The 18,960-nt window shown below is 71.0% G+C and carries 16 protein-coding genes and 1 tRNA gene; 9 read left to right on the top strand and 8 right to left on the bottom strand.

The window, feature by feature from the left end; translation table 11 throughout:
- Positions 1-83: 83 nt before the first annotated feature.
- Positions 84-758 carry a DUF461 domain-containing protein gene (locus AB0E98_RS18190; protein ID WP_361703380.1) on the bottom strand — a complete coding sequence of 225 codons (675 nt, stop codon included), beginning with the start codon at positions 756-758 and terminating at the stop codon, positions 84-86.
- A 582-nt stretch (positions 759-1,340) separates the two neighbouring features.
- Here AB0E98_RS18190 and AB0E98_RS18185 point away from each other — a divergent pair.
- From AB0E98_RS18185 to AB0E98_RS18170, 4 genes are all read left to right on the top strand, one after another.
- Positions 1,341-1,823, top strand: a complete 483-nt coding sequence (locus AB0E98_RS18185; protein ID WP_009716930.1) for a CarD family transcriptional regulator — start codon at positions 1,341-1,343, stop codon at positions 1,821-1,823.
- Between the two features lie 324 nt (positions 1,824-2,147).
- Positions 2,148-2,924 carry a 2-C-methyl-D-erythritol 4-phosphate cytidylyltransferase gene (gene ispD / locus AB0E98_RS18180; protein ID WP_361703378.1) on the top strand — a complete coding sequence of 259 codons (777 nt, stop codon included), beginning with the start codon at positions 2,148-2,150 and terminating at the stop codon, positions 2,922-2,924.
- Positions 2,914-3,405: a 2-C-methyl-D-erythritol 2,4-cyclodiphosphate synthase gene (gene ispF, locus AB0E98_RS18175; RefSeq protein WP_361703375.1), complete on the top strand. Its 492-nt coding sequence runs from the start codon at positions 2,914-2,916 to the stop codon at positions 3,403-3,405. The genes ispD and ispF overlap by 11 nt, the downstream gene beginning before the upstream one ends.
- A 110-nt stretch (positions 3,406-3,515) precedes the next feature.
- Positions 3,516-3,917 carry a PPOX class F420-dependent oxidoreductase gene (locus AB0E98_RS18170; protein WP_361703373.1) on the top strand — a complete coding sequence of 134 codons (402 nt, stop codon included), beginning with the start codon at positions 3,516-3,518 and terminating at the stop codon, positions 3,915-3,917.
- An 11-nt stretch (positions 3,918-3,928) separates the two neighbouring features.
- Here AB0E98_RS18170 and AB0E98_RS18165 read toward each other — a convergent pair whose 3' ends face one another.
- Entirely contained in the window at positions 3,929-5,104 is a 1,176-nt protein-coding gene (locus AB0E98_RS18165; protein WP_361703371.1) for an acyltransferase, read from the bottom strand.
- 231 nt (positions 5,105-5,335) lie between these two features.
- The gene (locus AB0E98_RS18160; RefSeq protein WP_361703368.1) at positions 5,336-6,472 is read right to left on the bottom strand and encodes an acyltransferase; all 1,137 of its coding nucleotides are present in this window, start codon (positions 6,470-6,472) and stop codon (positions 5,336-5,338) included.
- Positions 6,473-6,722: 250 nt separating this feature from the next.
- Between AB0E98_RS18160 and cysS the strand changes: the two genes are divergently transcribed.
- From cysS to AB0E98_RS18145, 3 genes are all read left to right on the top strand, one after another.
- Complete coding sequence (gene cysS, locus AB0E98_RS18155) at positions 6,723-8,117, top strand: cysteine--tRNA ligase (protein ID WP_361703365.1); 1,395 nt, start codon at positions 6,723-6,725, stop codon at positions 8,115-8,117.
- A 75-nt stretch (positions 8,118-8,192) separates the two neighbouring features.
- Positions 8,193-9,143 (top strand): 23S rRNA (guanosine(2251)-2'-O)-methyltransferase RlmB, encoded by a 951-nt coding sequence (rlmB, locus tag AB0E98_RS18150; RefSeq protein WP_361703362.1) that lies wholly within the window; start codon positions 8,193-8,195, stop codon positions 9,141-9,143.
- 192 nt (positions 9,144-9,335) lie between these two features.
- Complete coding sequence (locus AB0E98_RS18145) at positions 9,336-10,952, top strand: DoxX family membrane protein (RefSeq protein WP_361703359.1); 1,617 nt, start codon at positions 9,336-9,338, stop codon at positions 10,950-10,952.
- Between the two features lie 136 nt (positions 10,953-11,088).
- On the opposite strand, the gene AB0E98_RS18140 is transcribed toward AB0E98_RS18145, so the two are convergent.
- The 3 genes from AB0E98_RS18140 to ugpC all read right to left on the bottom strand — a co-directional run bounded on the left by AB0E98_RS18140 (position 11,089) and on the right by ugpC (position 13,587).
- A complete protein-coding gene (locus tag AB0E98_RS18140; protein ID WP_361703357.1) occupies positions 11,089-11,811 on the bottom strand; it encodes a nucleotidyltransferase family protein in 723 nt (240 codons plus the stop codon).
- 54 nt (positions 11,812-11,865) lie between these two features.
- Positions 11,866-12,276 (bottom strand): hypothetical protein, encoded by a 411-nt coding sequence (locus AB0E98_RS18135; RefSeq protein ID WP_311613774.1) that lies wholly within the window; start codon positions 12,274-12,276, stop codon positions 11,866-11,868.
- A 198-nt stretch (positions 12,277-12,474) separates the two neighbouring features.
- Positions 12,475-13,587: a sn-glycerol-3-phosphate ABC transporter ATP-binding protein UgpC gene (gene ugpC / locus AB0E98_RS18130; protein ID WP_361703354.1), complete on the bottom strand. Its 1,113-nt coding sequence runs from the start codon at positions 13,585-13,587 to the stop codon at positions 12,475-12,477.
- A gap of 161 nt (positions 13,588-13,748) precedes the next feature.
- Between ugpC and AB0E98_RS18125 the strand changes: the two genes are divergently transcribed.
- Positions 13,749-13,821: transfer RNA gene (locus tag AB0E98_RS18125), tRNA-Thr, on the top strand.
- A 93-nt stretch (positions 13,822-13,914) separates the two neighbouring features.
- Here AB0E98_RS18125 and AB0E98_RS18120 read toward each other — a convergent pair.
- Positions 13,915-16,065: an MMPL family transporter gene (locus AB0E98_RS18120; protein ID WP_361703353.1), complete on the bottom strand. Its 2,151-nt coding sequence runs from the start codon at positions 16,063-16,065 to the stop codon at positions 13,915-13,917.
- 250 nt (positions 16,066-16,315) lie between these two features.
- Here AB0E98_RS18120 and AB0E98_RS18115 point away from each other — a divergent pair, with 250 nt between their 5' ends.
- A complete protein-coding gene (locus AB0E98_RS18115; RefSeq protein WP_361703350.1) occupies positions 16,316-17,422 on the top strand; it encodes an aminopeptidase P family protein in 1,107 nt (368 codons plus the stop codon).
- 42 nt (positions 17,423-17,464) lie between these two features.
- Here the strand turns inward: AB0E98_RS18115 and AB0E98_RS18110 are convergent, their stop codons facing one another.
- Complete coding sequence (locus tag AB0E98_RS18110; protein WP_361703348.1) at positions 17,465-18,952, bottom strand: MFS transporter; 1,488 nt, start codon at positions 18,950-18,952, stop codon at positions 17,465-17,467.
- Positions 18,953-18,960: the final 8 nt, after the last annotated feature.

Genomic DNA, 18,960 nt, shown 5'->3' with positions numbered 1-18,960 from the left:
CTCGCTCCCCCCTTAACCCCGCCGGGGTTTGGGCGGGGGCCCGGGCCCGCCTCTCCCCCCCCCCCCCCCCCCTTCTCATACCGTCAGTGGCCCGCGTGCTGCTGCTGGCCGCCCTGCGGGGTGGCCGAGGCGCCCGCGCCCGGCTTGGTGCCCGCCTGGTGGCCGGCGCCCTGCGGCTGGCCCGCAGGCGCGCCGGCCGGGGCCGAGGAGGCGCCCGCGGGGGCGCTCGGCTGGCCGGCGGGGGACTGGGTCGGGCCCCAGTCCTTGTAGAAGCTCTTCGCCGGGACGACGAACGCGGCGATCTTCACTTCACCCGTGGAGCTGAAGTCGAAGGACAGCCGTTGGGTCGCGCCGTCCTTCAGGCCCTCGCGGCCCTTCGGCAGCACCGCGGAGGGGTTGTCCTTGCCGCCCAGGACGATCGAGCCGCCCGCCGGCACGACGACCGGGCCGGAGCCCTTCGCCGGGGCCAGCGTCACGGGCGAGTCCACGCCCGTGAGCTTGATCGAGCGCAGCTCCTGGTCCTTGCGGCCGTTGTTGAAGACCTTGCCCGTGACGACCGCCGGGCCACCGGCCTTGAGGTCCTCCTGGGTGATCACATTGACGTTCTGGAGCCGGATGTCGCCGACCGAAGTGGCGGCGTTGTCCGGCTTGACCTCCAGCGTCTGCGCCTTGTTCCCCGCGGCGCAGGCGGAGAGCGAGGCGATCGAGACCACGAGGGCGGAAGCGGCGAGAGCGCCGCGTCGAAGGCTGCTGCTCACGGCGGCGGCATCTCCTTGGACGAGGGTTCACGTACGAGGTACGCACGGGATAAGGGTCTTGTCAGCGGGCTTAGGTTACCGAGCCGTCGTACGGCGTCCGCACCCGACCCGCCCCCATGGTCAACTCGGCGCCGCGACGGCCCCACGGCCGAATATCGACGACGGCCGGAACTTCGGCCGCCGCGGAACGTCCGGCCGGGTGACGCGAGGAAATATCGGCAATGAATGCGAGAGGTCCCGGGAAGGCCCTTCCGGAATTGATCAAGCCGAACTTGATCAATTCCGGAAGGGAAGTACGGAAGGGATGCGCGCCCCGAACGGAGTACCGGAAGTCGGCCGACCGGAGCCCGGCAAATCGGGACGTTCGGCCGCTCGCGGGGCCTGTCCGACAGGCGTAACGTGTGCGTTTCGCCTGACCCGGACAACCGCTCCGACCTGCGAATACCTGCTTCCGGAAGGGCTCCGCAGCACGTTCCGGTTGCTGTTGTCAAGCCCTGAGATATGCCCTGACCTGCGGAAACGCCATTCAGAACGGACAGTTCCCGTGTTAGACTGGATAGCCACGGAAGGGGTACCTGTCACATGACGTTCAAGGTTGGCGACACCGTGGTCTATCCCCATCACGGGGCCGCGCTGATCGAGGCCATCGAAACTCGCCAGATCAAAGGCGTGGACAAGACCTACTTGGTGCTGAAGGTCGCCCAGGGTGACCTGACGGTTCGGGTGCCGGCGGACAATGCCGAGTTCGTCGGCGTTCGCGATGTGGTCGGCCAGGACGGGCTTGACCGGGTCTTCGAGGTGCTCCGCGCACCGTACGCCGAGGAGCCGACGAACTGGTCCCGTCGCTACAAGGCAAATCTCGAGAAGCTCGCGTCCGGCGACGTGATCAAGGTTGCCGAGGTCGTCCGCGACCTGTGGCGGCGTGAGCGTGAGCGCGGTCTTTCCGCAGGTGAGAAGCGCATGCTCGCCAAGGCGCGGCAGATCCTGGTGAGCGAGCTCGCCCTCGCGGAGAGCACCAACGAGGACAAGGCCGAGGCCCTGCTCGACGAGGTTCTCGCGTCCTGACGTAACAGCACAGGTGCCGGCGGCTGTGCCCCGCAACTGGCTTCATAGAAGTGCCGCGGTGCCCGCGTGATGACTCAAGAGTCATCCGGCGGGCGCTGCGGCGTCTTCGGCTCTACAGCTTTTGGCTCTACAGCTTTTGTGCCTACGCATCGCGTGCTTGGCGTGCCGGGCCCGGGCAGCCGGCCCGACCAGTCGTCACGGAAGGGGCTGGTCGGGGCATCGTGCCCGGCACTCCCCCAGCTCTTCGGGCCCAAGCTCTTGGAGCAGGGGGTACCCCAGGCCATACCCAATTCGGCGAAGGAAACAAACCTGAACGCCAACCCAATGTCTGATCGAGGCAGCTCTCAGACGTTTTCGCGTACCGCCGCCGTCATTCCCGCCGCCGGCCGCGGCGTCCGGCTCGGACCGGGTGCCCCCAAGGCCCTGCGGGCCCTGAGCGGTACCCCCATGCTGGTCCACGCGGTACGGGCCATGGCGGCCTCCCGCGCGGTCTCGCTCGTCGTCGTGGTCGCCCCGCCGGACGGCGCCGCCGAGGTCCGCAACCTCCTCGACGCCCATCCGCTGGCCGACCGCGACAGCACCCGCACCGACGTCGTGGTCGTCCCCGGCGGCGCGACCCGCCAGGAGTCCGTCCGGCTGGGTCTCGCGGCCCTGCCCGCCGACGTCACCGCCGTCCTCGTCCACGACGCCGCCCGCCCGCTGGTGCCCGTCGACACCGTCGACGCCGTCGCCGCCGCCGTCCGCGAGGGCGCGCCCGCCGTCGTGCCGGCGCTGCCGCTCGCGGACACCGTCAAGCAGGTCGAGCCGAGCGTCGGCGAGCGCGCCGGCGAGCCGGAGCCCGTGGTGGGCACGCCCGAGCGGGCGCTGCTGCGGGCCGTGCAGACGCCGCAGGGCTTCGACCGGGCGGTACTCGTCGAGGCCCACGAGAAGGTCGCCGTGGAGGGCGAGGGCGCCACGGACGACGCCGGCCTGGTCGAGCGGCTCGGCGTCCAGGTCGTGGTCGTGCCCGGCCACGAGGAGGCGTTCAAGGTGACCCGCCCGCTGGACCTCGTCCTGGCCGAGGCCGTACTCGCCCGTAGGAGGGCCAACGATGGCTTCTGACCGCCCCGTGCTGCCCCTGGTGGGCATCGGCACCGATGTGCACGCCTTCGAGGAGGGCCGCGAGCTGTGGTGCGCGGGCCTGCTGTGGGAGGGCGCGAGCCACGGCCTCGCGGGTCACTCCGACGGCGACGTCGCCGCCCACGCCGCCTGCGACGCGCTGTTCTCCGCGGCCGGGCTCGGCGACCTCGGCGCCCACTTCGGCACGGACCGGCCCGAGTGGTCGGGCGCGTCCGGCGTCACGCTCCTGACGGAGGCGGCGCGGATCGTGCGCGCGGCCGGGTTCGAGATCGGCAATGTCGCCATTCAGGTGATCGGGGTACGGCCGAAGATCGGGAAGCGGCGGGAAGAGGCGCAGAAGGCGCTTTCCGCCGCCGTGGGGGCCCCTGTGGCGGTGTCGGGCACGACGACGGACGGTCTCGGCCTGACGGGCCGGGCGGAGGGCCTGGCGGCCATGGCGACGGCGCTGGTGTATCGCGTCTGACGCGCGGAGCCCCCGGTTTCGGGAAGTGGGGCACCTCCCAGCGTTAGCTGGGGGAAGGGTCAGGGGAAAGATCCACGGACCCGCACCCGCCCCACCAGGAAAGGCCCCCCATGCCGCTCTCCGCCGACCTCAAGAAGTACATCGACGACAACCCCGTCTTCGCCACCATCGCCACCGTCCAGCCCGACGGCAGCCCCCAGCTCTCCGTCACCTGGATCAAGCGCGACGGCGACGACCTGCTGTTCTCCACGACGGTCGGCCGCCGCAAGGAGCGCAACCTCCGCCGCGAGCCCCGCGTCACCGTCATGGTCAACCCGCCCAACGCGCCGTACACCTACGCCGAGGTGCGCGGCACCGCCAGCATCACCACCGAGGGCGGTCCCGAGCTGATCGACGAGCTGTCGCGGAAGTACACCGGCAAGGACTACGCCGACTTCAACCCGGCCGCCAAGGACGACGCCCAGCGCGTCGTGGTCCGCATCACGCCGCGCAAGGTCGTCGGCTCCCTCTAGGCGTCCGCCTCTCAGCCGCCCTCCGACCGCACGGCGCCCACCCGGTCGGAGCGCCGCGGCTCGTTCAGCAGCGGCAGTCCGTCGAGCGCGGGTGCCGCCCCGCTGTGGCGGATGTCCTCCATGCCCCTGCGCAGCGCCGAGCGCAGCCGCCGGCCGAGCGGGCGCTCGACGTAGCGGTGCATGAGCCAGGCGGCGCCCAGCATCACCGTGATCAGCCCGGTGACGAGCGGCAGCGGGGGGACGGTCTCGCGCAGCGCGTAGATGATCGTCATCCCGATGTACTGGTGCAGCAGGTACATCGGGTAGGTGAGCGCGCCCGCCGTGGTCAGCCAGCGCCACCGCACCCGGTCGAAGGTGCCCAGCGCCACCAGCGCCATCACCGCGAAGATCGCGAAGACCATGGCCTGCGCGGGGAAGAGCGCCGTCGCGTGGTTGGCGTTGTCGTGCACCCGCTTGGCCACCTGGTGGTTGGCGAGCAGGTACGAGATGGCGACGATGCCCCAGAGCAGGGCCGTGGGCCGGTAGCGGTGCATGAGGTAGTAGGCGATGCCCGCGACGAAGTACGGCGCCGCGAAGGGCGTCGTCCACAGCGTGAGGAGCCTGCTGTCGGCGGTCGGGGCGATGGCGGCGGCCAGGGTCCAGACGCCGCAGAAGATCACACAGCGGCGGTAGGTGACGCCCCTGGCCACGACGAGGGCGAAGAGGACGTAGAACTTCAGCTCCACGAAGAGCGTCCAGTAGACGCCGTCCACGTCCCAGACGCCGAGTCCCTGCTGGAGCATGGTCAGGTTGGTGAACACGGTCTCCGGGCCCGCCACCGAGCGGACCTCCGGCCACAGCATGACCACGCCACCGGTCAGCAGGATCGCCACCCAGTAGGCGGGGTAGATCCGCCCGGCCCGGGACACCACGAAGTCGCCCAGCGACCTGCCCCAGGCGCTCATGCAGATGACGAAGCCGCTGATGAGGAAAAAGATCTCCACGCCCAGCCAGCCGTAGCGCGTTATCGGCTCGATGCCCGGGAACAGCAGGCGCGGGTCGCGGTTCCAGCCGCCGTTCAGACTCGTGTAGTGGTACAGCACGACCATGAGGGCCGCGAGCAGACGGAGTCCGTCCAGGATGCAGAGCCTGGGACCAGGCCCACCCGGTCGGACGCCATCGTTTTCGCCGCCGCTGGCGAAACGCATGTCGTCCTCTCCCGTTGGCTGTCGGCCCGCTGCGCTTACGGGCCACCCTGCATGCTGGCACACCGAACGTGCCCGACGGGTGACCGAATGTCACGGCCGGGCCGTCGGCCTCCCGGTTTCCGCCCGATGCCCATGGCGGGTCCCCCGAAAGGAGCAACGGCGGCCCCCCGGATGACCGGGGGGCCGCCGTCGGGGCGGGGCGGGCGGGCTCGCGGGAGCCGCCGGGTGGCGTCAGGTGCGCTCGCGCGGTGCGCGCATGTCCGCCAGCGCCTTGGTCATGCCGCGTTTGAGCAAACGGGCGACGGGGCGCTCCACGTAGCGGTGCAGCAGCCAGGAGGCCGCCAGCATCAGCGCGACGAGGGCGGGGACCAGGACGTAGCGCGAGACGTCGTTCTCGAACTCCTTGATGACCGTCCAGCCGATGCGCTCGTGCAGCAGGTAGAGCGGGTACGTCAGCGCGCCCGCCGTCGGCAGCCAGCGCCAGTTGATCCGGCTCGTCCTACCGAGCGCCACTGCCGCGATCGCCAGGTAGAAGAGGGCGAGCAGCATCACCAAGGGCCACAGCGGGAGCTTGTGCCCCACGTACTTCTGCACGTTGTGGTGCGTATTGAACGCGAAGTGCTGACCGGCCACGAAGGTCGCGGCGACGATGCCCCACAGCAGCAGATTCGGGCCGTAGCGGTACATCAGGTAGAACGCCATGCCGGCGATGAAGAACCAGCAGTCGTTCGGCATCAGCACCGCGTCCAGCGCGTCGACGTCGAGGCCCGCGGCGACGGAGGCGGCCATGGCCCAGACCACGCAGAACCCGACGACGTTCCGGTAGGTCAGCCCTCTCCAGGCGATGAGCAGCGCGAAGAGCAGGTAGAAGCGGATCTCCGCCCACAGCGTCCAGTAGACCCCGTCCGCGGGGGCGACCTTCATCGGCTCGTGGAACATCGTGAGGTTGACCGCGACATCGCTCAGCGAGGGTCCGGGGCCGTTCACGGGCCAGATGGAGACGACGAGCGTCGCGGCGAGCACGGCGAACCAGTAGGCGGGGTAGAGGCGGGTGACGCGCGAGGTCGCGAAATCACCGATGCTTCTGCCCCAGGCGCTCATACAGATGACGAAGCCGCTGATGAGGAAGAAGAGCTGGACGCCCAGCCACCCGTAGGACGCCGGCACGTACGCCACCGGGAAGCGCTCGGTGGCAGGTTTGGACCACGCGGCGCTGTTGAAGGCGATGTAGTGATAGAGCACGACCATGAGGGCTGCGAGCAGACGCAGACCATCCAGCGCGGCGAGTCTCCCCTTGGGCGCTATTCGCGGGAGTGGTGAGGCAGGACGTTCTTTCTGCCGCTGCTGCACCGTCACGGAGGACGTCAACGTCCCTCCTGAGTCCTGTGTCCGGATTTCGCTGGTTTTATCGGGGGCCTGGCCGGGAAGGCACGACCGCCGGGGAAGCTACCATGCGGCCCCCTATCATGTGCAGATAGTAAGGAGAGGTCAAAGACCCGCCACGGGTTCCACGGAAGCTGTCGCTCCGCCGCAGTAGGGCTCCGCGCTCGTACCCGTTATCGAGTCAGCCCGTGCCGCCAGGGGCGATGCACCCCCTCAGGGCCACTACCCTGGTGCCGTGACCATTCGCCTGTACGACACCAGCGCCCGGCAGATCCGTGACTTCTCCCCGCTGATCCCGGGCTGCGTCTCGATCTACCTGTGCGGGGCGACCGTACAGGCAGCGCCGCACATCGGGCACATCCGTTCCGGTCTGAACTTCGACATCATGCGCCGCTGGTTCGCCTACCGCGGCTACGACGTGACGTTCGTGCGCAACGTCACGGACATCGACGACAAGATCATCGCGAAGGCAGCCGACCAGGGCCGCCCCTGGTGGGCGATCGGCTACGAGAACGAGCGCGCGTTCAACGACGGCTACGCCGCCCTGGGCTGCCTGCCGCCCACCGTCGAGCCCCGTGCCACCGGCCACATCACCGAGATGGTCGAGATGATGCGCGGCCTGATCGAGCGCGGCCACGCCTACGCCGCCGAGGGCAACGTCTACTTCGACGTGCGCTCCTTCCCCGGCTACCTCCAGCTCTCCAACCAGGAGCTGGACAATCTCCTCCAGCCCTCGGGCGAGGGCGAGACCGGCAAGCGGGATCCGCGCGACTTCGCCATGTGGAAGGCCGCCAAGGAAGGCGAGCCCAGCTGGGAGACCCCCTGGGGCCGCGGCCGCCCGGGCTGGCACCTGGAGTGCTCCGCCATGGCGCACAAGTACCTGGGCGAGTCCTTCGACATCCATGGCGGCGGCCTCGACCTGATCTTCCCGCACCACGAGAACGAGATCGCCCAGGCCAAGGCCTTCGGGGACGACTTCGCCGCGTACTGGGTGCACAACGCGTGGGTGACCCTGAGCGGCGAGAAGATGTCCAAGTCGCTGGGCAACTCGGTCCTGGTCTCGGAGATGGTCAAGCAGTGGCGCCCGATCGTGTTGCGTTACTACCTGGGCACCCCGCACTACCGGTCGATGATCGAGTACAGCCCGGAGGCCCTGCACGAGGCCGAGGCGGCGTTCGCCCGCATCGAGGGCTTCATGCAGCGCGTCGTGGAGCTCGCCGGACCCGTCGAGCCCGCCGCCGAGGTCCCGCTCGCCTTCGCCGAGGCCATGGACGACGACCTGGGCGTCCCGCAGGCGCTCGCGATCGTCCACACCACCGTCCGCCAGGGCAACTCCGCCCTGAGCGCCGACGACAAGGAAACGGCCGTCGCCCGGCTGGCCGAGGTCCGCGCCATGCTCGGCGTCCTGGGCCTGGACCCGCTGGACGAGCACTGGGCCGGCGCCGCCACGGGCCGTGGCGGCGATCTCCACGGTGTGGTGGACTCCCTGGTCAGGATGGTGCTGGAGCAGCGTGAGGGCGCCCGGGGCCGCAAGGACTACGCGGCCGCCGACGCCATCCGCGATCAGCTCCAGCAGTCCGGCCTCGCCATCGAGGACACCCCCTCCGGCCCCCGCTGGACCCTGTCCTGAGGGACACTTTTCGTACGCACGTCTACTGAGCCTCGCCCCATGCGGCTCTGAGCAGTAAAGAGATAGGTGACCCCCATGGCCGGCAACAGCCAGCGCAGGAACCGTCGCACGTCCAACAAGAAGGGCGCGACGGTCGGCAGCGGCGGCCAGCGGCGCCGGGGCCTGGAGGGCAAGGGCCCGACCCCGCCCGCGAGCATGCGCAAGGGACACAAGAAGAACCGCGTGGCCGCCTCCCAGGCCAGGCAGGAAGCCCGCCGCCCGGCCCCGCGCCGCGGCGGCCCCAAGGGCACCAACGAGCTCGTCGTCGGCCGTAACTCGGTCGTCGAGGCGCTGCGCGAGGGCGTGCCCGCGAACACGCTCTACGTCCAGCAGTTCGTCGACAGCGACGAGCGCGTGCGCGAGGCCATCCAGCTCGCCACGGGGAAGGGCCTCAACCTCATGGAGGCCCCGCGTCCGGAGCTGGACCGCATGACCAACGGCCTGAACCACCAGGGCCTGGTCCTGTCGGTGCCCCCGTACGACTACGCGCACCCCGAGGACCTGACCGCGGCCGCCGCCGGCAACGCCGAGGACCCGCTGATCGTCGCCCTCGACGGCATCACCGACCCGCGTAACCTCGGCGCCGTCGTCCGCTCCGTCTCCGCCTTCGGCGGCCACGGCGTGGTCGTCCCCGAGCGCCGCGCGGCCGGTATGACCGCCAGCGCCTGGAAGACCTCCGCCGGCACCGCCGCCCGGACGCCCGTCGCCCGCGCCACCAACATGACGCGGGTGCTCGAGGCGTACCAGAAGGAGGGCCTGATGGTCGTCGGCCTCGCGGCGGACGGCGAGACCGAGCTCCACGAGCTGGACGCCCTGGAGGGTCCGGTCGTGATCGTCGTCGGCAGCGAGGGCAAGGGCCTCTCCCGCCTCGTCGGCGAGACCTGCGACTTCCGTGTGCGCATCCCCATGCCGGGCGGCGCCGAGTCGCTGAACGCCGGTGTCGCGGCAGGCGTCGTGCTCTACGAGGCGTCGCGCCGCCGCGCCTGACGCGCCGGGCGGGACCAGCGGGACCAGCTGTACGACGGCGGCCGGGGAGGATCCTCCCCGGCCGCCGCGCGTTTACCCGCCGTCGCGCGTTTAACGGAAGACGTTCGGCCGAAGACGTTCTGAAGATATTGACGGGTCCTGGACACATCCAACCGGTCAAGGCAGTGTCCTAACCTCCGGTCACTCGGTTAGATGAGTGTGGACACCAGAACACCCCGCACACCTACGGGGGGAAGCTCTTCCGGGTACGACGACCAGCCCGCGCTGAGTACGGTGAAGGTCCCGTCCGACCCCGCGCAGGTCATCGTCAACCATCTGAGCTTCCGGGTGCAGCTCGCCCGGCCCCCACGCGCAGCCCGGCAGTTCGCCGGGGCAGCGGACACGGCACGGATCCCCGCCGCCAAGAGCGCCGGGGCCAAGCGCCGCGCACCCGTGGTGTGGAGCGGGCGGACCGGGCCGGGAGACTCCGCCTCCACCCAGCTCCTCCAGGCCGTCCGCGACTCCGGCGGCCTCACCGCCCCGCTGCCCACGGTCGGCGGCGGGGACGCGGGCGTCACCCAGGTGCTGCCGCGCATCAGCGTCGACGACGCCCCGGCCACCGTGATCGGCCCGCGCGGGCCCGCCGAGGAGCACGGCGGACCGCCGACCCGGCTCCTGCGCGGCATGCGCCCCACCCACAGCGCCTACGACGAGGACGCCGGCCACCCCGACGATCTCGACGACTTCGCCGACGAGCAGGACGCCGACGAGGACGAGCTCCGGCGCGGCCGCCAGGGCGACCCCGTCCGGCACGCCTACTACCCCGGGCGCCGGATGAACCTCGGCGTCGTCCTCCTGCCCCTGCGCGTCTTCCTCGGCCTCATCTCCGTCTACGGCGGGATGAACAAGCTCTGCGACCCCGTCTACTTCGACGGCGGCAAGCGCGGCTCCCTGGTCGAATGGCTCCACCAGCTCCACCCCTGGGCCGCCGCCGAGCCCCTGCGCGAGCTGGCCCTCGCCCACCCCGTCGGCGCCGGCCTGAGCGTCGCCTTCGCACAGGTCGTCATCGGCGTCCTCACCATCTTCGGCCTCTGGCAGCGGATCGCCGCCGCCGTCGGCGTGCTGCTCTCCGTGATCCTCCTCGTCACGGTCAGCTGGCGGAACACCCCGGTCTACGGCGCGCCCGACATCATCTACCTGGCCGCCTGGAGCCCCCTGGTGATCGCCGGGGCGCCCTTCTACTCCGTCGACGGCCGGCTCGCCGGCGAGGCCTGGCGGCGGCTCGGGCCGCGCGCCGAGCTCTGGGCGCTGCGGCGGCGCGTGCTGCGCCGGGGCGCGGTCATGGCCACGGTACTCATCGGGATCTCGCTGCTCACCGGCTCGATGCTGGGCGGGGCCGTCCGCTCCTCCCGGGTCGCCGAGGCGCCCGGCACCCCGCCCCCGCCGTCCAACAGCCTCCAGGGTTCGCCGCTGCCGCAGCGGCCCTCCTCGTCCTCGCCGCGCGGCTCGCACGGCCCGGCGACGTCGGGCACGCCGAAGCCCAGCGCGTCCAACCGGAAGACGCCCACCCCCGGGGCCACGCCGTCCGCGCCGGCCGGCACGGTCCGTACGCCCACGGCGTCCGCGGGCGGCGCCGGGCAGTCCAGCGGGAGCGCGGGCAGTGTCCGCCCGGCGCCGCAGTCCCCGCACCAGGCGCCGGCTCCGGCGGCCCCGCAGCACAGCTCCTCGGGGGCGACGACGGGGAGCTCCACCGGTGGATCCACGGGTGGGTCCGGCGGCGGTTCGGGCGGCTCCAGCGGCGGAGGGGCCCTTGGGGGGCTTCTCGGCTAGTCGCCGCCGTACGCGAACGGTCCCGCGCCCTGTTCGGGGTGCGGGACCGTTCCGCGTGTTGTAGGGGGCGCGGGGAACTGCGCGACCAGCCACGGACGGCCCGCAGTCCGCACCATCGCGCGTCCAAGCGGAGCGTTTAGCGCGCCAGCTCCTTCGCCGCCTCCGCGAGGTCCTTCGCCGTGTCGATCGCCCGCCAGTACGCGCCCTGCGGCAGCGGGAAGCCCGCGAGTCGGCGCTCGCGCGCCAGGCGGGGGAAGGTGGTGCGCTCGTGGTCGCCGCGCTCGGGCAGCAGGGCCGTGAAGGCGGGGGAGAAGACATAGACGCCGGCGTTGATCAGATAGGGCGAGGGCGGTGCCTCGACGAAGTCCAGGACGTGCCCGAACTCGTCGGTCTTCACCGCGCCCCAGGGAATGCGTGGCCGGGCCAGCGCGAGCGTCGCCGTGGCGTCCCGCTCATGGTGGAAGGCGGCCATCTCGCGCAGCGAGAACCGGGTCCAGATGTCGCCGTTGGTGGCGTACCAGGGCTCGTCGGGGCGGGGCAGGGAGGAGGCCGCGTGCCGCAGGCCGCCGCCCCGGCCGAGGGGTTCGGGCTCGACGACCGTCGTCACCCGCAGCGGGAGTTCGGCCGTGGCGAGCCAGTCCTCAAGAACACGCGCCAAATGGCCGCACGAGACCACGGCGTCGGTGACGCCCTCGGCGGCCAGCCAGGCGAGTTGATGGCCGATGATCGGGATTCCCGTGCCGGGGATCTCGACCATCGGCTTGGGACGGTCGTCGGTGTACGGACGGAGCCGCGAACCCTGGCCTCCGGCCAGGATCACGGCTTGGGTCGGGAACGGGCTGTGCTGCGTGCCGGTCATGCTCCGCACGATATGCGGTGCCGCGCGTGGAGGTGCGGCCGGCGGTGGGAGCGGTCAGTGGCTCTGGACGCCGGCGGCGAAGGCCGTGTCGCAGACGGGGCGGGAGAAGGACTGGGCCTTGCGCTCCCCGTACTTCTTGCGCGCGGCCTCGCCCAGTGCCCGGGCGATCGCCATGCAGTGCTGGGCCAGCGAGGGACGGCCGTCGGCCGCCTCCTGAAGGTGCGTGAGGGCGACGCCGGGGTTCTTCTCCTGGAGCTCCAGGAGGAGCTTGTCGCGGAGCACCTCGTGCGGCGCGCGGGCCTTGGCGACGGTCGAGGCGGTGTCGGAGGACGCGGTGAGGACCTGCGACTCGGCGGTCGGCGCCGCCCAGGGAACGCGGGTCACCGCGAGAGTCCCCGAGAGCACGAGAACGACCGGGAGGACGAGAGCGAGGGTTCTGCCGATGCGGCGGGCGGCCTGGTTCATGCCGCAGATGGTAGCGAGGCGTAATGACACCGCTCCATTTAGTCACCCGGTCGGGGGATGTCGATGGTTATCAGAATGACGGTTGAGTTGACGTACGGGGCTCGAAATGGGCGGTGTGCCGGGGTATTTGCCGCCGAAGCGCACCCCGCGTCCCGGGCCCTCGGGACCCGGACGCGGGGTGCGCGTCGTCGGTTACGCTCAGTCGCCGATGCGCTCGCCGGAGGACGTGGAGAACACGTGCAGTTCACCGGGGCGCGGGACGACGTGGAGCACGGAGCCCTTCTCGGGCACGCGGCGGCCGTGGACGCGGACCACGATGTCCTTCTGCTCGCCGCCGACCTCGGCGGTGCCGTAGACATAGCCGTCGGCGCCGAGCTCCTCGACGACGTTGACGGTCACGGCGACGCCGCCGGGCTCGTCGCCCTTGCCGTCGGGCCGCTCGACGACGTCGAAGTGCTCGGGGCGGACGCCCACGGTGACGGTGCGGTCGCCCTTGTCGGCGGCGGTGGTCAGCGCCTCGCGGGGCACGGGCACGACGTCGGAGCCGAACTTCACGCCGCCGTCGGTGATCGGCACCTCGACGAGGTTCATGGCGGGGGAGCCGATGAAGCCCGCCACGAAGAGGTTGGCCGGCCGGTCGTACATGTTGCGCGGGGAGTCGATCTGCTGGAGCAGGCCGTCCTTGAGCACCGCGACCCGGTCGCCCATGGTCATGGCCTCGACCTGGTCGTGGGTGACGTAGACGGTGGTGATGCCGAGGCGGCGCTGGAGGCTCGCGATCTGGGTGCGGGTCTGGACGCGCAGCTTGGCATCGAGGTTGGACAGCGGCTCGTCCATGAGGAAGACCTGCGGCTCGCGGACGATGGCGCGGCCCATGGCCACGCGCTGGCGCTGGCCGCCGGAGAGGGCCTTGGGCTTGCGGCCCAGATACTCGGTGAGGTCCAGGATGCGCGCGGCGTCCTCGACCTTCTGGCGGATCTCCGCCTTCGGCACGCCCGCGATCTTCAGGGCGAAGCCCATGTTGTCGGCCACGGTCATGTGCGGGTAGAGCGCGTAGTTCTGGAACACCATGGCGATGTCCCGGTCCTTGGGCGGCAGATGGGTGACGTCCCGGTCGCCGATGCGGATCGCGCCGCCGTTGACGTCCTCGAGCCCCGCCAGCATCCGCAGGGAGGTGGACTTGCCGCAGCCGGAGGGGCCGACGAGGACCAGGAACTCCCCGTCCTCGATGGCGATGTCGAGCTGGTCGACGGCGGGCTTGTCGGATCCCGGGTAGATCCGGGTGGCTTTGTCGTAAGTGACCGTGGCCATGGTGTGTGATCCCTTCACCGGCAGGAACGTGCCGGACGATCCGAGTAGAGGGAGTGGTCCAGTCCAATCGGGCTGGGTTTCCCGTGACGCTACCGGGGCCGGGGGCCGTTGTCAGCAGATGGCGGGCCACGAAGTCGTTGTGGGTAGACTGCGTCTCGCATGCCGCCTTAGCTCAGCTGGTAGAGCACCGCTCTTGTAAAGCGAAGGTCGTCGGTTCGAGTCCGACAGGCGGCTCGGTGCAGAGACGCGGAACCGCAGGCCCTCCGAGGAGGGCCTGCGGTTCTGTGCGTTGTGGGCCGGTGTCCCGTTGCCCTGTCGTCCCGGTGTTCAGCTCCGGTGGATCACCCGGTCGTCGACGGCCGGGGCACCGGCCGGCGTCTCCTGGGGCGAGTCCTGGTGCCCCGGCCACCAGGCCTTGTGGCCGAGCAGCGAGGTGACGGTGGGCACCAGGAGCATCGCCATCACGAAGGCGGTGAGCAGGATGCCGAAGCCGACGGCGAAGCCCATCTGCTGGAGCATGGAGTTGTCGGCGAGGACCAGCACGCCGAAGGTGCCGGCGAGGATGATCGCGGCGGAGGCGACGGTCGGGGTGGACTGGGCCACGGCCGTGCGGATGGCCTCCTTGGGCGGGACGCCGCGGCGGACCTCCTCGCGGAGGCGGGCGACCATGAGGATGTTGTAGTCGGTGCCGATCGCCACGACGAAGAGATAGACGATCACCGGCAGCATGAAGAGCAGGCCCTGCTCGCCCTTGATGTCCTGGAAGAGCCAGACGGTGGAGCCGAGGGTGGCGCCGAAGCCGAGGGCCACGGCGATCATCATGTACCAGGGCGCGACCAGGCTGCGGAGCAGCAGACCGAGGATGATCATGATGGCCAGTCCGGCGGCGGGGAAGACGACCCGGTAGTCGTGGCCCACGGCGTCCTCGATGTCGGCGAGGACGCCGGAGGTGCCGCCGACGAGGGCCTCGGTGCCGGCGGGCGCGGCCGTGTGGGCCGCGTCGCGCAGCTTGCCGCCCGCGAGGTCGATGGCCTCGTCGGAGGTGGGCGCGTACTTGAGGACCACGCTGTACTGGGCGACGGTGCCGTCGCCGTTGACGACGGCGGGCGTGGCCGTGCCGACACCGTCGACGGCGGTGAGCTTCCCGCGGAAGGTCTCCAGCGCCGCCCGGTCGAGGCGGGTGCCGTTGGTGGCGCTGAGGTAGACCATGGCCGGGTCGGACTGGCCGGCGGAGAAGCCCCGCTGGAGGTCCTTCATGGCCTGGACGGACTCCAGCTTCTGCGGCATCTGGCTGCTGGTGTCGAACTGGGGCTTGAAGCTGAAGGCGCCCACGGCGAGGAGGGCGAGGACGGCGGTGGACAGGACCGCGACCGTGCCGGAGCGGTGGGCGACGAGCCGGCCGACACCGTTCGCGAAGCGGTTCCTCGGCTGCTTGCGCCAGCCCTTCGACGGCCAGAACGCCGCGCGCCCGAGGAGGGAGAAGACGGCGGGTACGAGCGTGAGCGCCGCGACGAGCGTGACGGCCACGGAGATGGCCAGGGAGGGGCCCATCGCCCGCATCATGCCCAGCGTGGAGAGCAGCAGGGCGAGGAAGGCGACGATGACGGCCCCGGCGGCCGAGGCGATGGTCTCGCCGACCCGGGCCACGGCCTCGACGAGGGCTTCCTTGGGCTCCTGGCCCTGGCGCAGGTGCTCGCGGTAGCGGAAGAGCAGGAACAGGATGTAGTCGGTGCCGACGCCGAAGAGGACGACGATCAGGATCGCGGAGATGGAGCTGTCGGCCTTCAGCCCGCCCACCGAGGCGGCGGTGCCGATGAGGCCGGTGGCGACCACCGAGACGACAGCGATGATGATGACGGGCAGGATGGCGATCAGCGGGCTGCGGAAGATGACCAGCAGCAGCACGATGATCAGCAGGAACGTCGCCGACATGACCATGGCGTCGGTGTCGCTGGAGGACTCCTTCGCGTCGAGCTGGGTCGCGGCCTGGCCGGTGATGCCCATCTTCAGATGGGTGCCGCCCAGCAGCGGTTTGGCGTCCTCGCGCAGCTTCTTGACCGACTGCGGCAGTTCCTCGTCGTTGAAATTCTTGGTGGTGGCGTAGATGTTGGCCAGGGCCACCTCGCCATTGGGGGAGACGGCCTTGGGGTCGGTGACCACCTTGGCTATCTTCTCGTGGTGCTTGCCGTCGAGCCCGGTGGCGACCTTGATGACGTCGCGCTTGTCGGCGTCGTCCAGCTTGCCGCCGTCGGCGCGCTGGAACACCGCGATCGCGGCGGGCTGTTCGGTCTGCGGGAAGGCCTTCTGCTGGAGATTCCCCACCCGCACCGATTCATAGTGCGAGGGCAGGAACTCGGTCTCGTCCGTGGTGGACTTCAGACCGGGTGCGAACATCGCGAGTACCACGGCCGCGATGATCCAGCCGGCGATCGTGAGCCAGGGCCGATGGACGGCGAACCGCCCGACTCGACGGAACATGACGCTCCTTCAACTACCACTTAACAGCATGCGTGTACGTGTGTTCGTATGTGCGGTATAGGCATGAACACGCTAGGGAGTGGAGTTCCCCGTCCACAACAAAATCCCGGGGAATCAGGGGGAAATCGGCCCTGGGGTGGGGAAGTCCGCGGACCCTCTCAACCCTGAGGAGGAGAGCCGGTGGAGGCCCTCTCACCCGTGGGGTAGGGGTCACCCGGCCGAACGTCTTCGTCCGGATTACGCTGCCCCCATGAGCGATGTCGATTTCTACGCCGCGCGCATGGAGCGCGCCGTCCTGGCCGCCACCGAGGCGGGCCTGGCCGGTCTGATCATCTCCCCGGGCCCCGATCTCGGCTGGCTCTGCGGATACCGCGTCCCGGCCGTCACCGAGCGCCTCACGGCCCTGCTCCTCCTCCCCGGCCGCAAGCCCCTGCTCGTGGTGCCCCGGCTGGAGCAGCCCGACGCCCAACACTCACCGGGCGCGGGCGCGTTGACGATCACCGGTTGGGCCGACGGCGAGGACCCCTACGCCACCCTCGCCGGGCACCTCGACCCGAGCGGCCGTTACGGCGTCTCCGACGCCACCTGGGCGCTGCACCTGCTGGCCCTCCAGCGAACGGCCCCCGGAACGGGCTTCGGGGCGCTCACGGAGGTCCTCCCGATGCTGCGGGCGGTGAAGGACGCCCACGAGGTCGAGCTGCTCGCCGCCGCCGGGGCGGCCGCGGACGCCACGTACGAGACCGTGGCCGGCCTGCGCTTCGCCGGGCGCCGCGAGAGCGAGGTGGCCGCCGACCTCGCCCGGCTGCTGCGGGAACACGGCCACTCCCAGGTCGACTTCACGATCGTCGGCTCGGGCCCCAACGGGGCCAACCCCCACCACGAGGCGGGCGACCGGGTCATCGAGGACGGCGACATGGTCGTCCTGGACTTCGGCGGCCTCAAGGACGGCTACGGCTCCGACACGACCCGCACGGTGCACGTGGGCGAGCCGACGGCGGAGGAGCGCAAGGTCCACGACCTGGTGCGCGAGGCCCAGCAGGCGGCGTTCGAGGCGGTCCGCCCCGGGGTGGCCTGCCAGGACGTCGACCGCGTGGCCCGCCAGGTCATCCGCCGCGCGGGCTACGGCGAGTACTTCATCCACCGCACGGGGCACGGCATCGGCGTCACGACGCACGAGCCGCCGTACATGGTGGAGGGCGAACACCTGCCGCTGGTACCGGGGATGTGCTTCTCGATCGAGCCGGGGATCTATCTGCCGGGGCGTTTCGGGGTGCGGATCGAGGACATCGTGGTGTGCACGGAGACCGCGGGGCGGAGGCTGAACAACACGGCGCGTGAGCTCCGGGTGGTGAGCTAGCCCCGGCCGGGGGTGCGAGGGGGCGGAGCCCCCTCGGCCGTCTCACACCACCCGCATGCGGTGCGGGTCGTAGTCGTGCGCCGGCGCGCGGGCGGTCTGTCCGTGCCGTGGCGCCCGCGCGGTGACGAGCACCCATGCGACGACGGCCGCGATCAGCATGATCCCCGCCCCCCATCCCATGGCGACGGCGAAGCCGTGCACGACACCGGCCTCGACGGCCACCGACGTCGCGATCGTATTGAGCAACGCCGTCCCGATCGAACCCCCCACCTGCTGCGCGGTGTTCACCGTCGCCGAGGCGACGCCGGAGTCGCGCGGCGCCACCCCGGACGTGGCGACGTTGACGACCGGCATGAAGATCAGGCCCATGCCGAGGCCGACGAGGATCTCGGAGGGCAGGACGTGCGAGGCGTAGGCCGGCTCGGCGGTCAGGAACGTCAGCAGGAACAGCCCCGTCGCCGCCAGCAGGGCACCCGGCACCATCAGCAGCCGGGGCGGCAGCCGGGTCATCAGCCGCGCCGAGATCTGCGTCGAGGCCAGTACGATCGCGCCCGTCAGCGGCAGAAAGGCCAGCCCGGTCCGGAGCGGGGAGTATCCGAGCACGACCTGCATGTAGTAGGTCATGAACAGAAACATCCCGAACATCCCCACGACCGCCAGCGCCATCGTCATGACCGCGCCGCCCCGGTTGCGGTCACCGATGACGCGCGGCGGCAGCAGCGGGCTGCGTGCCCGCGTCTGCCACCGGGCGAAGGCCGCCAGCAGCACCACTCCGCCGCACAGCAGGCCGAGGACCAACGGGCTGGACCAGCCGTGCGGTTCGGCCTCGCTGCACGCGTACACGACGGCCACGAGCCCGCCGCAGCCCAGCAGCACCCCGGGCAGGTCGAGGCTCGGCCGGTCGGCGGGGAGCGGCCGGTGGTCACGCAGCAGCCAGGCCGCCCCGAGCAGCGCGACCAGGGCGATCGGTACGTTGACGTACAGGCACCAGCGCCAGTCCAGGTACTCCGTCAGCAGACCGCCGGTGATCAGACCGATGGCGGCGCCGCCGCCCGCGATGGCGCCGTAGATCCCGAACGCCTTGCCGCGCTCGCGCGGATCCGTGAACGTCGTCGTCAGCAGCGACAGCGCCGAGGGCGCCAGCACCGCCGCGAAGACGCCCTGAAGGGCGCGGGCCGCGTAGAGCGTGCCCTGACTGTGCGCGGCGCCGCCGAGCGCGGAGGCGACCGCGAAACCGACGAGCCCCAGGGTGAAGGTGCGTTTGCGCCCGACACGGTCGGCGATCCTGCCCCCGAGCAGCAGGAGCCCACCGAAGGCGAGGGAGTAGGCGGTGATGACCCACTGCCGGTGGGCGTCGGTCATCCCGAGCTCACGCTGGGCCGAGGGGAGGGCGATGTTCACGATGGTCGCGTCGAGGACGACCATCAGCTGCGCCAGTGCGATCACCACCAGCCCCCACCAGCGGCGGGGGTCGGAGTCGGCTTCTTCAGGGGCCTCGGAACCGGCTATGGGGGGCTCGTTCGAGCTCATGGGTACCC

This window comes from Streptomyces sp. NPDC037389 (genome assembly GCF_040636475.1).
GTDB classification, from domain to species: domain Bacteria; phylum Actinomycetota; class Actinomycetes; order Streptomycetales; family Streptomycetaceae; genus Streptomyces; species Streptomyces hesseae.
The sequence above is the reverse complement of the archived record's forward strand: the minus strand, read 5'-3'. Positions and strand labels throughout refer to the sequence as shown.